At 62.9% G+C, this 15194-nt stretch carries 10 protein-coding genes and 1 pseudogene; all 11 read left to right on the top strand.

The window, feature by feature from the left end; genetic code table 11:
- The first annotated feature begins 14 nt into the window (after nucleotides 1–14).
- The gene (hutH, locus tag FX984_RS29170) at nucleotides 15–1523 is read left to right on the top strand and encodes a histidine ammonia-lyase (protein ID WP_146476823.1); all 1509 of its coding nucleotides are present in this window, start codon (nucleotides 15–17) and stop codon (nucleotides 1521–1523) included.
- 33 nt (nucleotides 1524–1556) lie between these two features.
- Nucleotides 1557–3095, top strand: a complete 1539-nt coding sequence (gene hutH / locus FX984_RS29165) for a histidine ammonia-lyase (protein ID WP_146476824.1) — start codon at nucleotides 1557–1559, stop codon at nucleotides 3093–3095.
- A 159-nt stretch (nucleotides 3096–3254) separates the two neighbouring features.
- Complete coding sequence (locus tag FX984_RS29155) at nucleotides 3255–4664, top strand: amino acid permease (RefSeq protein WP_027605050.1); 1410 nt, start codon at nucleotides 3255–3257, stop codon at nucleotides 4662–4664.
- A gap of 15 nt (nucleotides 4665–4679) precedes the next feature.
- On the top strand, nucleotides 4680–5885 hold the full coding sequence (hutI, locus tag FX984_RS29150) for an imidazolonepropionase (RefSeq protein WP_146476825.1): 1206 nt from the start codon (nucleotides 4680–4682) through the stop codon (nucleotides 5883–5885).
- Between the two features lie 11 nt (nucleotides 5886–5896).
- The gene (gene hutG, locus FX984_RS29145) at nucleotides 5897–6697 is read left to right on the top strand and encodes an N-formylglutamate deformylase (RefSeq protein ID WP_027605048.1); all 801 of its coding nucleotides are present in this window, start codon (nucleotides 5897–5899) and stop codon (nucleotides 6695–6697) included.
- 131 nt (nucleotides 6698–6828) lie between these two features.
- Complete coding sequence (locus tag FX984_RS29140; RefSeq protein WP_027605047.1) at nucleotides 6829–7776, top strand: choline ABC transporter substrate-binding protein; 948 nt, start codon at nucleotides 6829–6831, stop codon at nucleotides 7774–7776.
- 337 nt (nucleotides 7777–8113) lie between these two features.
- Entirely contained in the window at nucleotides 8114–9043 is a 930-nt protein-coding gene (locus FX984_RS29135; protein ID WP_027605046.1) for an alpha/beta hydrolase, read from the top strand.
- A gap of 103 nt (nucleotides 9044–9146) precedes the next feature.
- Entirely contained in the window at nucleotides 9147–10118 is a 972-nt protein-coding gene (gene pip, locus FX984_RS29130) for a prolyl aminopeptidase (protein WP_027605045.1), read from the top strand.
- On the top strand, nucleotides 10115–10552 hold the full coding sequence (gene dtd, locus FX984_RS29125; protein ID WP_027605044.1) for a D-aminoacyl-tRNA deacylase: 438 nt from the start codon (nucleotides 10115–10117) through the stop codon (nucleotides 10550–10552). The genes pip and dtd overlap by 4 nt, the downstream gene beginning before the upstream one ends.
- A 323-nt stretch (nucleotides 10553–10875) precedes the next feature.
- Nucleotides 10876–12555 carry a glucan biosynthesis protein G gene (locus FX984_RS29120; protein WP_222935589.1) on the top strand — a complete coding sequence of 560 codons (1680 nt, stop codon included), beginning with the start codon at nucleotides 10876–10878 and terminating at the stop codon, nucleotides 12553–12555.
- Nucleotides 12548–15120 (top strand): annotated as a pseudogene (mdoH, locus tag FX984_RS29115) (glucans biosynthesis glucosyltransferase MdoH); the annotation flags it as partial. The gene FX984_RS29120 and the pseudogene mdoH, both read left to right, overlap by 8 nt.
- Nucleotides 15121–15194 lie beyond the last annotated feature (74 nt).

Raw genomic sequence — 15194 nt, 5'->3', positions numbered from 1 at the left:
TGAAGAGGTCAACAATGTCCCAGGCAGCAAAAATCATCATCGCCGACACCCCCCTGCGCTGGCAGGACGTGGTCGCCGTGGCCCGTCACGGTGCGGTGCTCGAACTCTCGGGCCAGGCCTGGGCGCGGATCGACAATGCCCAGGCCATCGTGCAGCGCATCGTCACCAGCGGCGAACGTGCCTACGGCGTGAACACCGGGCTGGGCGCGCTGTGCAACGTGTCCCTTGAGGGCGAGCAACTGAGCCAGCTGTCGCGCAATACCCTGTTGAGTCACGCCTGTGGCGTCGGCCCGGTCCTCAGCGACGAGCAGACCCGCGCGATCATCTGCGCGGCGGTCATCAACTACAGCCACGGCAAATCCGGCCTGCATCCGCAGGTGGTGCATTCGCTGCTGGCGCTGCTCAACCACGGCATCACGCCACAAGTACCGTCCCAGGGCTCGGTGGGTTACCTGACCCATATGGCCCATGTCGGTGTGGCGCTGCTGGGTGTCGGAAATGTGAGCTATGGCGGCCGGATCGTGCCGGCGCAACAAGCCCTGGACGAAGAAGGTTTGCAGCCTGTGGTCCTCGGCGCCAAGGACGGCCTGTGCCTGGTCAACGGCACGCCGTGCATGACCGGTCTGAGCTGCCTGGCCCTGGCCGACGCCCATCACTTGCTGCAATGGGCCGACGTGATCGGCGCCATGAGCTTCGAGGCCCAGCGCGGCCAGATCGATGCCTTCGACGAAGAAATCATCGCCCTCAAGCCGCACCCGGGCATGCAGCATGTCGGCCGCAACCTGCGTGCGTTGCTCGATGGCAGTGAAGTGATTGCGAGCAGCAAAGGCATCCGCACCCAGGACGCCCTGAGCCTGCGCTCGATCCCGCAGATCCACGGCGCGGCGCGCGACCAGGTGGAACACGCCACTCGCCAGATCGAGACCGAACTCAACAGCGCCACCGACAACCCGCTGGTGCTCGGCACACCGGACCACTACCGCGTGGTGTCCCAGGCCAACCCCCACGGCCAGTCCGTCGCCCTGGCCGCCGACCTGCTGGCGATTGCCCTGGCCGAAATCGGCTCGGTCGCCGAACGCCGCCTCGACCGCCTGATCAACCCCCACGTCAGTGGCCTGCCGGCGTTCCTGGTGAGCAACCCCGGGGTCAACTCCGGGATGATGATCGTGCAGTACGTCGCCGCCTCGCTGTGCGGACAGAACCGCCAGTTGGCGCAACCGGCGGTGCTCGACAACTTCGTCACCTCGGGGCTGCAGGAAGACCACCTGAGCATGGGCACCAACGCCGCGCTCAAGCTGCACCAGGTAGTGTCCAACGTCACCCAGATCCTCGCCATCGAGTACCTGCTGGCGGCCCAGGCCTTCGAATTCCTGAAAGACCAGCGCTTCGGCGCGGGTACCGCTCGCGCCTGGCGCCTGTTGCGTGAAGTGGTGCCGGCCTATGAGCAGGACCGTTGGCTGGCGCCGGATATTGCGGCCGCCGCCAAGGTGCTCAAGGACACCGTATTACCGAATCTGCACTGAACACTTATTTCAAAAGAATAATTCACAAGGAGTATGAATGTGACTGCGCTAAACCTGATTCCAGGCCAACTGAGCCTCGCCCAACTGCGGGCCATCTACCAGCAGCCGGTAACCCTCAGTCTGGATGACAGTGCCTCGGCCCAGATCGAAGCGAGTTTGGCCTGCGTGGAACAGATTCTCGCCGAGAACCGCACCGCCTATGGCATCAACACCGGTTTCGGCCTGCTGGCCTCGACCCGCATCGCCAGCGAAGACCTGGAAAACCTCCAGCGTTCACTGGTGTTGTCCCACGCCGCCGGCGTCGGTGAGCCGATCAGCGATGCGCTGGTGCGGCTGGTCATGGTACTCAAGGTCAACAGCCTCAGCCGTGGGTTCTCCGGGATTCGCCGGCAGGTGATCGACGCACTGATCGCGCTGATCAATGCCGAGGTGTACCCGCATATTCCCCTGAAAGGCTCCGTTGGTGCTTCCGGTGACCTGGCGCCATTGGCGCATATGTCCCTGGTGCTGCTGGGCGAAGGCAAGGCGCGCTACAAGGGCGAATGGCTGGAAGCCACCGACGCGCTGAAAGTCGCCGGCCTGACGCCGCTGACCCTCGCCGCGAAGGAAGGCCTGGCACTGCTCAACGGCACCCAGGTGTCCACCGCCTATGCCCTGCGTGGCCTGTTCGAAGGCGAAGACCTGTTCGCCGGCGCCCTGGCGTGCGGCGGCCTTACCGTGGAAGCGGTGCTGGGCTCGCGCTCGCCGTTCGACGCGCGTATTCATGCGGCTCGCGGTCAACGTGGGCAGATCGATTCGGCGGCGGCCTATCGTGACCTGCTCGGTGAGAGCAGTCAGGTGTCGCAGTCGCACCAGAACTGCGACAAGGTGCAGGACCCGTACTCCCTGCGCTGCCAGCCACAAGTCATGGGCGCCTGCCTGACCCAGTTGCGCCAGGCGGCCGAGGTACTGGTGGTCGAAGCCAACGCCGTGTCCGATAACCCGTTGGTATTTGCCGCTGAGGGTGACGTGATCTCCGGTGGCAACTTCCACGCCGAACCGGTGGCCATGGCCGCTGACAACATGGCCCTGGCCATCGCCGAAATCGGCTCCCTGAGCGAGCGTCGCATCTCGCTGATGATGGACAAGCACATGTCGCAACTGCCGCCGTTCCTGGTGGGCAATGGCGGGGTGAACTCCGGTTTCATGATCGCCCAGGTGACCGCCGCCGCCCTCGCCAGTGAGAACAAGGCATTGGCTCATCCCCATAGCGTCGACAGCATCCCGACGTCCGCCAACCAGGAAGACCACGTGTCGATGGCCCCGGCGGCCGGCAAGCGCCTGTGGGAAATGGCCGAGAACACCCGCGGCATCCTCGCGGTGGAATGGCTGGCCGCGTGCCAGGGCCTGGACCTGCGCGAAGGCCTGAAAACCTCGCCGAAACTGGAAAAAGCCCGTGGCTTGTTGCGCGACAAAGTGGCGTTCTACGACAAGGACCGCTTCTTCGCCCCGGACATCATCGCCGCCAGCGAACTGCTCGCCAGCCGCTGCCTGAATGAGCTGGTGCCGGCCACGTTGCTGCCGAGCCTGTAAGCGGCTCGGAGGACGGCATGGCTCTCTGTGGCGAGCGAGCTTGCTCGCGCCGGGCTGCGCAGCAGCCCCAAAAAGGCCGCGAGCGCTTCGCACTCGAGCGCGAGCAAGCTCGCTCACCACAAACAACTTTCTCAGGATAAAAATAATTAGGGACGAGAAATGCACCAGCAAGAAAAGGGTTTGAAACGCGGGCTGAGCGCCCGACATATTCGCTTCATGGCCCTCGGTTCCGCGATCGGCACCGGGCTGTTCTACGGTTCCGCCTCGGCCATCCAGATGGCTGGCCCCGCCGTGCTGCTGGCCTACCTGATCGGCGGCGCCGCGGTGTTCATGGTGATGCGCGCCCTCGGTGAAATGGCCGTGCACAACCCGGTCTCCGGCTCCTTCGGCCAATACGCCAGCACCTACCTGGGCCCGTTGGCCGGTTTTATCCTGGGCTGGACCTACGCCTTTGAAATGATCATCGTCTGTCTCGCCGACGTCACCGCCTTCGGCATCTACATGGGCTTCTGGTTTCCCGAGGTCGCACGCTGGGTCTGGGTGCTCGGCATCGTGTTTTTGATCGGCGGCCTGAACCTGTGCAACGTCAAGGTCTTTGGCGAGATGGAGTTCTGGCTGTCGCTGCTCAAGGTCGGCGCCATCGTGGCGATGATCCTCGGCGGTTTCGGCATCATGCTGTTCGGCATCCACTCGGCCGGCGAAACCCAGGCCAGCGGCCTGAGCAACCTGTGGGCCCACGGCGGCTTCATGCCCAACGGCATTGGTGGGCTGATCGCCTCGTTTGCCGTGGTGATGTTCGCGTTTGGCGGCATCGAGATCATCGGCATCACCGCCGGTGAAGCCAAGGACCCGCAGCGCGTGATCCCCAAGGCGATCAACGCCGTGCCGCTGCGCATCCTGTTGTTCTACGTGCTGACGTTGTTTGTCTTGATGGCCATCTACCCATGGCCGCAGATCGGCAGCCAGGGCAGCCCGTTCGTGCAGATTTTCAGCAACCTCGGGATAGGCTCGGCGGCGACCCTCCTCAATATCGTGGTGATTTCGGCGGCCGTGTCGGCCATCAACAGCGACATCTTCGGTGCCGGCCGCATGATGTACGGCCTGGCGCAGCAAGGGCAGGCGCCCAAGGGCTTTGCCCGGTTGTCCAGGCAAGGCGTACCGTGGATGACGGTGGTGGTGATGGGCGCCGCCTTGCTCGGCGGTGTGCTGCTCAACTACCTGATCCCGGAAAACGTGTTCCTGCTGATCGCGTCGATTGCCACCTTCGCCACCGTATGGGTGTGGCTGATGATCCTGTTCACCCAGGTCGCCATGCGCCGCTCGATGACGAAAGAGCAGGTGGCCGAATTGAAATTCCCGGTGCCGTTCTGGCCCTGCGCGCCGGCTGCGGCCATCGTGTTCATGCTGTTTGTGTTTGGCGTGCTCGGTTACTTCCCGGACACCCAGGCGGCCTTGCTGGTCGGTGCGGTGTGGATCGTGTTGCTGGTCGTTGCCTACCTGCTGTGGGTCAAGCCCGCCGCCGGGCAAGCGGCCAAGGTCCATTACGACCCGGCCTTGTCTCATCGATAACTTAGGGAGGCGTTGATGAAAACCCTTTGGCAACACTGCCACGTCGCAACCATGGCCCAGGGCAAATACTCGATCATCGAGGATGCCGCCCTGGTCACCGCCGGTTCGCTCATCGAGTGGATCGGTCCGCGCAGCGAAGTACCGACGGCGGATTACGCCCAGGTGCATGACCTGCAAGGCGCGTGGGTCACCCCCGGGCTGATCGACTGCCACACCCACGCGGTGTTTGGCGGCAATCGCAGCGGCGAATTCGAGCAGCGCCTCGAGGGCGTGAGCTATGCCGACATCGCGGCCAAGGGCGGCGGTATTGCCAGCACCGTGCGTGCCACCCGCGCCGCCACGGAGGATGAACTCTTCGCCAGCGCCCATAAGCGCCTGCGCAGCCTGCTGCGTGACGGCGTGACCACCGTGGAGATCAAGTCCGGCTACGGCCTGGACCTGGCCAACGAGCGCAAGATGTTGCGGGTGGCTCGGCGCCTGGGCGAAGCGCTGCCGGTCAGCGTGCGTGCCACGTGCCTGGCGGCCCATGCATTGCCGCCGGAGTACAAGGACCGCGCCGACGATTACATCGAGCACATCTGCAATGAAATGCTGCCGGCTTTGGCGGCGCAGGGGTTGGTGGACGCGGTGGATGCGTTCTGCGAATACCTGGCGTTTTCCACCGAGCAGGTGGAGCGGGTGTTCAAGGTCGCCCGGCAACTCGGCCTGCCAGTGAAGCTGCACGCCGAGCAGTTGTCGTCGCTGCACGGCTCCAGCCTGGCGGCGCGTTACCACGCGCTGTCGGCGGATCACCTGGAATTCATGACCGAAGAAGACGCCATCGCCATGGCCGCTGCCGGCACCGTTGCGGTGTTGCTGCCGGGGGCGTTCTACTTCCTGCGCGAAACCCAGCTGCCGCCGATGGACGCCCTGCGCCGGCACGGCGTGAAGATCGCCATCGCCAGTGACCTCAACCCCGGCACCTCGCCGGCGTTGTCGGTGCGCCTGATGCTGAACATGGCCTGCACCCTGTTCCGCATGACCCCGGAAGAAGCCCTGGCCGGTGTCACGCAACATGCGGCCACCGCCCTGGGCATGGGCGACACCCATGGGTCCCTGGAAGTGGGCAAGGTGGCCGACTTTGTCGCCTGGCAGATTGATCGCCCCGCCGACCTCGCCTATTGGCTGGGCGGTGAGCTGGATAAACGCGTCGTGCGCCACGGCGTCGACGTCACTGTATAAGGAGCACTGCTGTGGATAAGGTTCTGAACTTCAAACAAGGCCGTGTGCCGCTGCTGATCAGCATGCCCCACGCCGGCCTGCGCCTGACGCCTGCGGTGGAAGCCGGGTTGATCCCCGAAGCGCAAAGCCTGCCGGACACCGATTGGCACATCCCCACGCTGTATGACTTCGCGGATGAACTGGGCGCCAGCACCCTGTCGGCGGAGTACTCGCGGTTTGTCATTGACCTGAACCGGCCTTCGGACGACAAGCCGCTGTACGCCGGTGCCACCACCGGCCTGTACCCGGCGACCCTGTTCGATGGCGTGCCGTTGTTCCGCGAAGGTCTGGAGCCGAGCGAGACAGAGCGCGCCAGTTACCTGCAAAAGATCTGGGGCCCGTATCACCGCACGCTGCAAGAGGAACTGGCGCGGCTCAAGGCTGAGTTCGGTTATGCGCTGCTGTTCGATGCGCACTCGATCCGCTCGGTGATCCCGCACCTGTTCGACGGCAAACTGCCGGACTTCAACCTCGGCACCTTCAACGGCGCCGCCTGCGATCCGGAACTGGCGAGCCAGCTCGAGGCCATTTGTGCCACCCATCCTCAGTACACCCATGTGCTGAACGGGCGCTTCAAGGGCGGGCATATCACTCGCCATTACGGCAATCCGGCGCAGGATATCCATGCGGTGCAGCTGGAATTGTGCCAGAGCACGTATATGGAAGAGTTCGAGCCGTTCCGCTATCGCCCGGATCTGGCCGAGCCGACGCAAGTGGTGTTGAAGCAGCTGCTGGAAGGCTTGCTGGCGTGGGGGCGCAAGCGCTACGAGTGACGAACGGTCGCCCCTGTGCAACTCACAGTCGCCACAGGTCGTGTTGGGAGAGGCCTCGCTCGGTAAGGTTGTGGTTATGGCGCACCAGACGCCACTTCCCATAATAAAAGCTGCCGAGTGAGACCTCTTTCATGAAAAGACTGTTCAACCGTTACCTGTTGACCCTCACCGGCGCCGCACTCCTCAGTGCCCAAGCCATGGCCGCCGAACCGGTCTCCTGCAAATCCATTCGCATGGGCGTGGTCAGTTGGACCGATGTAGTCGCCACCTCGGGCATGGCCGACGTGCTGCTCAGCGGCCTGGGCTATGACAGCAAGCAGACCAGCGCCGTGCAGCAGATCATCTTTGCCGGTATCCGCGATAAACGCCTGGACGTGTTCCTCGGCTATTGGAAGCCGGCGATGGACAACAACATCGCGCCGTTTCTGGCCGCCAGGCAGGTCAAGGTCTTTGATAAACCCAGCCTCGCCGATGCCCAGGCCACCCTGGCCGTGCCGCAATACGTGGCTGACGCCGGGCTGAAGACCTTTGCCGACATCGCCCGCTTCAAGGACAAGCTGGGCGGCAAGATCTACGGCATCGAGCCCGGCAGCGGCGCCAATACCGATATCCAGAAAATGATCGACACCAACCACTTCGGCCTGGGCGGCTTCAAGCTGGTGGCTTCCGGTGAGGCTGGCATGTTGGCGGCGGTGCAGCGCGCAGTGAACCGCAAGGAGTTCGTGGTATTTGTCGGGTGGACCCCGCACCCCATGAACATCAATATGAAAATGGCCTATCTCACTGGCAGCGAAGACGTGTTCGGTCCTGACGAAGGGCGCGCCACGGTCTCCACCGTGACCGCGCCGGACTTTGCCGAACGCTGCCCCAACGCTAACCGATTGCTCGAGAACCTGACCTTCACCGCCGCCCAGGAAAGCCAGTTGATGGTGCCGATCATGGAGCGCCAGTCACCGCAGGACGTGGCCAGGCAATGGCTGCGCGACCACCCCGAGGATTTGCAGCGCTGGTTGGCCGGGGTTACAGCATTTGATGGCAGCGACGGCTTGGCGTCGCTCCAGGCCTACCTCAAACCCTAAGCCAAGTGCAGCCCCCGATAGCCATGGGTATCTTGAGGGTTGACGCATAACGCTGTGGTGAGCGGGCTTGCCCCGCGCTGGGCTGCGAAGCAGCCCCAATAAAGGCGCCGGGATTTTCTGTTAGTACTCAGCGTGTGGGGTTTTAGGGCTGCTTCGCAGCCCAGCGCGGGGCAAGCCCGCTCACCACAAGGACTTCATTACCTTAGATTATTCTTTCACCGAAGATGTGTAGATACGACTGCCCCGATAGCGCCATGCCGGGCAACCTATCAAGTGACTGATCCATCGCAATCGGAAACCCCCGACCTTGAACCTGCCGCGCCAGAGATCATCGCGTATGTACCCGATATCCCCGCAACTCGCCGCCTTCGTCGCAAAAACCGAGTCCTTCACCTGCGCCGACTCTTCCCTGACGAGCCAGCGCCAAAGTTACCAGCGCATGTGCCAGGCATTCACCCCGCCGAAACCGGAAGGCTTGCAGCTCACGGACTTCACCCTGGCCGGCGTGGACGTGCGCAGTTATCTGCCCCCTGCACCGCCACCCGCCGATGGCTGGCCATGTCTCCTCTATATACACGGCGGTGGCTGGGTGGTCGGCGGCCTGGATTCCCATGACTTCATCTGCTTCGAGCTGGCCAATGCCCTCCGGGTGCTGGTGATCGCCATCGACTACCGCCTGGCGCCCGAGCACCCATTCCCGGCCGCCTACGACGATTGCCGCGCAGTGTGGCAGGCGATCCAGAAAGGACAGGCGCCACACGCCATCGATCGGCAACGCCTGGCAGTGGTCGGTGACAGTGCGGGCGGCAACCTGGCGGCGGCGTTGTGCCTGGGGTTGCGCGATGATGGCCAGCCTATGCCGCGGGCCCAGGTCCTTATTTACCCCGGGCTGGGCGGCCCGGCCGATTTGCCCTCGCGCCGTGACTGCATGGACGCGCCGCTGCTCAGCACTGCCGACACCGACTACTACCTGGCGCTCTACCTGCGCGGTTTGGATAAACCATCGGCCTATGCCATGCCGCTGTTGGCCGAGGATCTCAGTGGTTTGCCCAGGGCCTTGATCGCAGTCGCCCAATTCGACCCGCTGCGCGACGACGGCATGCTGTACGCCGAGCGCCTGCAACAGGCCGGTGTGCCTGCACTGTTGTATCCGGGCAAAGGCCTGGTCCACGGCTGTCTACGCGCAAAGGGCCAGGCCCCGGAGGTGGATCGGCTGTACGGCTACCTGTTGGATTACCTGAGGAGCGAACTGCTGACGCAGCTCTAAGCGCTCAAGGACATGCTCATTGCACAATTCGGGTTTATAGTGCCAGACGGCAAAATAAAAGACGTCCCCCCAGGGATGAACCCGACCCCCTACGGAGCGCGCAATGCAGACTTGGTACCCGCAGATCAAACCCTACGCCCGGCACGATCTGGCCGTCGATGACACCCACACGTTGTATGTCGATGAAAGTGGCTCCCCCGAAGGCTTGCCTGTCGTATTCATCCACGGTGGCCCTGGCGCCGGTTGCGATGCCCAGAGCCGCTGCTATTTCGATCCCAACCTGTACCGCATCGTCACCTTCGACCAGCGTGGCTGCGGCCGTTCCACCCCGCGCGCCAGCCTGGAAAACAACACCACCTGGGACCTGGTCGCCGACCTCGAGCGCATCCGCGAACATCTTGGCATCGACAAATGGGTGCTGTTCGGCGGCTCCTGGGGCTCGACCCTGGCCCTGGCCTACGCGCAAACCCACCCCGAGCGTGTGCATGGCCTGATCGTGCGCGGTATTTTCCTCGCCCGCCCCCAGGACATCGAATGGTTCTACCAGGCCGGTGCCAGCCGCTTGTTCCCGGACTACTGGCAGGACTACATCGCGCCGATTCCCGCCGATGAGCGTCACGACATGATCGCGGCCTACCACAAGCGCCTGACCGGCAACGACCAGATCGCCCAGATGCACGCCGCCAAGGCCTGGTCCGGCTGGGAAGGGCGCATGCTCGGCCTGTGCCCGAGCCCGCAGCACGTGGAGCGCTTTTCCGAGCCTCAGCGCGCGCTGTCCATCGCCCGTATCGAATGCCACTACTTCACCAATAACTCCTTCCTGGAGCCCAACCAGCTGATTCGCGATATGCACAAGATCGCCCATCTGCCTGGCGTCATCATCCATGGCCGCTACGATATGATCTGCCCGCTGGATAACGCCTGGGAGCTGCATCAGGCCTGGCCGAACAGCGAACTGCAGGTCATCCGTGAAGCGGGCCATGCGGCGTCCGAGCCCGGGATTACCGATGCACTGGTGCGCGCGACCGGCGAAATGGCACGGCGCCTGCTTGATCTGCCGCCAGAAGAAGCATGAAGGCCTTGCTGCAACGGGTGCGTGGCGCCCGGGTCGAAGTGGCGGGCGAAATCGTCGGGGCTATCGACCAGGGTTTACTGGTGCTGGTGGCCGTCGAACCTGCAGATACGCCCGAGAGTGCCGACAAACTGCTGCACAAGCTGCTTAACTACCGGGTATTCAGCGACGACGAGGGCAAGATGAACCTGTCGTTGAAGGATATCGATGGGGGATTGCTGCTGGTGTCGCAGTTCACCCTGGCGGCGGATACCAAGAGCGGCCTGCGGCCAAGCTTCTCAACCGCTGCGCCGCCGGCCCTGGGAGCGGCGCTTTTTGATCACTTGCTGTTACAAGCGCAACAATTGCATGGCAAGGTGGCCTCGGGGCGTTTTGGTGCGGATATGCAGGTGCATTTGGTCAATGATGGCCCTGTGACCTTTCTCTTACAGACATGAATGTATTAAAAACGACTTTAATGCCTAAAAACGTAGGGTTTCGCTACAAATACTTCGTTGTCCCTGATGCGTTGTCTCGCGGGCTACTAGATAATCGCGCGCTACGGGGATCAGCGTTGTTTGGTCCATTTTTGACTTAGGTAGAGACTTGTCCGGTAACCACTGGGGAATCATTTTGCCCCAGGGGAGTCGGAACAATGCTCGCCAACCTGGCATATAGATAGCTGGCCGTTGGTTTTTTGATCTGTTTTCGGCGAGGGTTGCTCGTGATTGTTAGTCCCTGTAATGCACCAAAATTGTCTGCCAAACGGTTACGAAACGCACTGGTGACGGGCTCTGCCCTGTTTTGCCTGTTCGGCGCGGGTCAACTGTGGGCATTCAGTCTGGATGATGTGTCGGCCAAGGCAAAAGAGCTGGCCGGGCAGAAATACGAAGCTCCGCGCAGCAATCTGCCGAACGAATTCCGCGAAATGAAGTTCGCGGACTACCAGAAGATTCGTTTCCGCAACGAAAAAGCCGAATGGGCCGATCAGAACACCCCGTTCAAGTTGTCCTTCTATCACCAGGGTATGCATTTCGATACACCGGTGAAAATCAACGAAGTGACCGCCGACAGCGTCCAGGAAATCAAATACGACCCGACTCGCTTCGATTTCGGTGACGTGAAGTTTGATCCTAAAGCCACCGAGCAGCTGGGTTACGCCGGTTTCCGTGTGCTGTATCCGATCAACAAGGGCGACAAGCAAGACGAAATCATGACCATGCTCGGCGCCAGCTATTTCCGCGTCGTCGGCAAGGACCAGGTCTATGGCCTGTCCGCCCGTGGCATGGCGATCGATACCGCGCTGCCGTCGGGTGAAGAATTCCCGCGTTTCACCGAGTTCTGGATCGAGCGTCCAAAACCGGGTGACAAGCACCTGGTGATCTTTGCCCTGCTGGATTCCCCACGTGCGACCGGCGCCTATCGCCTGATCCTGCGTCCGGGCACCGACACGGTTGTCGATGTGAAATCCCAGATGTTCCTGCGTGACAAGGTCAGCAAACTGGGCGTTGCCCCGTTGACCTCCATGTTCCTGTTCGGCGCCAACCAGCCGTCCAAGGTGCTCAACTACCGTCGCGAGCTGCATGACTCCAGCGGCCTGTCGATCCATGCCGGCAACGGCGAGTGGATCTGGCGCCCCCTGAACAACCCTAAACACCTGTCGGTCAGCAACTTCACCGTGGAGAACCCGCGTGGGTTCGGCCTGCTGCAACGGGGTCGCAACTTCAGCCACTATGAAGACCTCGACGACAACTACGACAAGCGTCCAAGCGCGTGGATCGAGCCTGAAGGCGACTGGGGCAAGGGCTCCGTCGACCTGGTCGAGATCCCGACTGCCGACGAAACCAACGACAACATCGTTGCATTCTGGAGCCCGGCGGAGTTGCCGGAAGTCGGCAAGCCGCTGGAAGTGGCCTACCGCCTGCACTGGACCCTCGATGATGCCGCGTTCCACTCGCCGGACAGCGCCTGGGTCAAGCAGACCCTGCGCTCCACCGGTGATGTGAAGCAATCCAACCTGATCCGTCAGCCGGATGGCAGCGTGGCGTACCTGGTGGACTTCGAGGGCCCGTCCCTGAAGAAACTGCTGCCGGACGCCCCGGTGCGCAGCCAGGTGAGCGTGAGTGACAATGCCGAGCTGGTAGAAAACAGCGTGCGCTACAACGAACACACCAAAGGCTGGCGCCTGACCCTGCGTATGAAGATCAAGGACGCAGGCAAGCCGACCGAGATGCGTGCAGCCCTGGTCCAGGACATCACGCCGCCTGAGCCTGAGCATGTTTCGACCCAGGTGCTGAAGGCCGACAAGGTCCTGGCCAAGCAACACGAGAAACAGGCCAAGAAAGACGCGAAAGACAAGGAAGCCAAGCAGCCAGAAGCTGCCCCAGCCACACCGGAGCCGATCAAGACCGAGCAAGTCCTGACCGAAACCTGGAGCTATCAGTTGCCTGCCGATGAGTAATTCTCAAGTCCAGCCAGAGACTCTCTCCGAGTACCTGGCGCATCTTCCGATGACCGCTGAGCAGCGCGCCGAGTTGGCGGGCTGCACATCCTTCACCGAGTTGCACGAGCGCTTGTCGTCCAAGGCGTTCGATGCACCCGTCGACGCCGCCCAGGCGTCGGTGGGTCCCCGCTTGACCCTCAGCACGGCCGAAGAGCTGCAAGACGCCGAAATGCTCGGGCTCGACGCCAGTGGGCGCGTGTGCCTCAAGGCCACGCCGCCCATCCGCCGTACCCGCGTGGTGCCTGAACCGTGGCGCACCAATATCCTGGTGCGCGGCTGGCGGCGGATCACCGGCCGCAGCAACCCGCCGACCCCGCCGAAGGATGAGCGCGTATTGCCGGCAGCCCGTTGGCGTACCGTGGGTTCGATTCGTCGTTATATCCTGCTGGTGCTGATGCTCGGCCAGACCATCGTGGCCGGCTGGTACATGAAAGGCATCATGCCGTACCAGGGCTGGTCGCTGGTCGACTTCGACGAGATCCGCAACCAGACCCTGCTGCAAACCGCCACCCAGGTGCTGCCTTACGCCCTGCAGACCAGCATCCTGATCATGTTCGGGATCCTGTTCTGCTGGGTCTCGGCCGGTTTCTGGACTGCATTGATGGGCTTCCTCGAACTGCTCACCGGCCACGATAAATACCGGATTTCCGGTAAAAGTGCCGGCGACGAGCCGATCCCGAAAGACGCGCGCACCGCGCTGGTCATGCCGATCTGCAACGAAGATGTGCCGCGGGTATTCGCCGGTTTGCGCGCGACGTTCGAATCGGTGGCCGCCACCGGTGACCTCGATCGTTTCGACTTCTTCGTGCTCAGCGACAGTAACGAGGCCGACATCTGCATCGCCGAGCAGCAAGCCTGGCTCGACGTTTGCCGTGAGGCGGGTGGCTTCGGCAAGATCTTCTATCGCCGCCGTCGCCGTCGCGTGAAGCGTAAAAGCGGCAACCTCGACGACTTCTGCCGTCGTTGGGGCGGCGACTACAAGTACATGGTGGTTCTCGACGCCGACAGCGTGATGAGCGGCGAATGCCTGACCAGCCTGGTGCGCCTGATGGAAGCCACGCCGGATGCCGGGATTATCCAGACCGCGCCGCGTGCGTCGGGCATGGACACCCTGTATGCGCGCATGCAGCAATTCGCCACCCGGGTGTACGGCCCGCTGTTCACCGCCGGCCTGCACTTCTGGCAGTTGGGTGAATCCCACTACTGGGGTCACAACGCGATCATCCGCATGAAACCGTTTATCGAGCACTGCGCCCTGGCGCCATTGCCGGGTAAAGGTGCATTCGCCGGCTCCATCCTGTCCCACGACTTCGTTGAAGCGGCGCTGATGCGCCGTGCCGGCTGGGGCGTGTGGATTGCCTACGACCTGCCGGGCAGCTACGAAGAACTGCCGCCGAACCTGCTGGATGAACTCAAGCGTGACCGTCGCTGGTGCCACGGCAACCTGATGAACTTCCGCCTGTTCCTGGTCAAGGGCATGCACCCGGTGCACCGCGCGGTGTTCCTGACCGGTGTGATGTCCTACCTGTCGGCGCCGTTGTGGTTCCTGTTCCTGGTGCTGTCGACGGCCTTGCTGGCGGTCAACACCCTGATGGAGCCGCAGTACTTCATGGCGCCACGCCAGTTGTACCCGCTGTGGCCGCAATGGCACCCGGACAAGGCGGTGGCGCTGTTCTCCACCACCATCGTGCTGCTGTTCCTGCCGAAATTGCTGAGCATCATCCTGATCTGGGCCAAGGGCGCGAAAGAGTTCGGTGGCAAGTTCAAGGTGACGATGTCCATGCTGCTGGAGATGCTGTTCTCCATGCTGCTGGCGCCGGTGCGGATGATTTTCCACACCCGTTTCGTGCTCGCCGCGTTCCTCGGCTGGGCCGCGACCTGGAACTCGCCGCAGCGTGACGACGACTCCACCCCGTGGGGCGAAGCGATCAAGCGTCACGGCACGCAGACCTTGCTTGGCTTCTTCTGGGCCCTGCTGGTGGTGTGGTTGAACCCGAGCTTCCTGTGGTGGCTGGTGCCGATCGTGGGTTCGTTGATGCTGTCGATCCCGGTGTCGGTGATCTCCAGCCGGGTCAACCTCGGACTGAAGTCCCGCGATGAGAGCCTGTTCCTGATCCCTGAGGAATACAATCCGCCGCAAGCGTTGCTGTCCACCGACAAGTACACCCACGAAAACCGTTGGCACGCGCTGAAAGACGGCTTTGTGCGCTCGGTGGTCGACCCGCAGCAGAACGCACTGGCCTGTGCCCTGGCGACCTCGCGTCACGGTCAGGCCGAGCCCATCGAGTACCTGCGTACCGAACGTGTGCGCCACGCGTTGAAAGTCGGCCCTGCCGGCCTCAACAACGGCGAACGCCTGGCGTTGCTCAGCGACCCGGTAGCCCTGGCCCGCTTGCATGAGCAGGTCTGGAGCGAAGGGCATGCCGAGTGGCTCGCTGCCTGGCGGAACTCGATCAAGGCCGACCCGCACGCGCCGTTACTGCCGCTGCAACCGCTGTCGTCCCAGGCCCAACCGGCCTGATTCAGACGCCCCCGAGGGTTCACTTCGGGGGCGTTCGAAGCGCTGGTCCTACAGCGTTTTTCTACCGCCCTAACTC

Source organism: Pseudomonas marginalis (genome assembly GCF_008692035.1).
Classification (GTDB): Bacteria; Pseudomonadota; Gammaproteobacteria; order Pseudomonadales; family Pseudomonadaceae; genus Aquipseudomonas; species Aquipseudomonas marginalis.
The sequence above is the reverse complement of the archived record's forward strand: the minus strand, read 5'-3'. Positions and strand labels throughout refer to the sequence as shown.

Bases quoted from the DNA above. Each gene is read 5' to 3' on its own strand.
- hutH (WP_146476823.1), top strand. From the start codon at position 15: ATGTCCCAGGCAGCAAAAATCATCATCGCCGACACCCCCCTGCGCTGG.
- hutH (WP_146476824.1), top strand. From the start codon at position 1,557: ATGAATGTGACTGCGCTAAACCTGATTCCAGGCCAACTGAGCCTCGCC.
- FX984_RS29155 (WP_027605050.1), top strand. From the start codon at position 3,255: ATGCACCAGCAAGAAAAGGGTTTGAAACGCGGGCTGAGCGCCCGACAT.
- hutI (WP_146476825.1), top strand. From the start codon at position 4,680: ATGAAAACCCTTTGGCAACACTGCCACGTCGCAACCATGGCCCAGGGC.
- FX984_RS29140 (WP_027605047.1), top strand. From the start codon at position 6,829: ATGAAAAGACTGTTCAACCGTTACCTGTTGACCCTCACCGGCGCCGCA.
- FX984_RS29135 (WP_027605046.1), top strand. From the start codon at position 8,114: ATGTACCCGATATCCCCGCAACTCGCCGCCTTCGTCGCAAAAACCGAG.
- pip (WP_027605045.1), top strand. From the start codon at position 9,147: ATGCAGACTTGGTACCCGCAGATCAAACCCTACGCCCGGCACGATCTG.
- dtd (WP_027605044.1), top strand. From the start codon at position 10,115: ATGAAGGCCTTGCTGCAACGGGTGCGTGGCGCCCGGGTCGAAGTGGCG.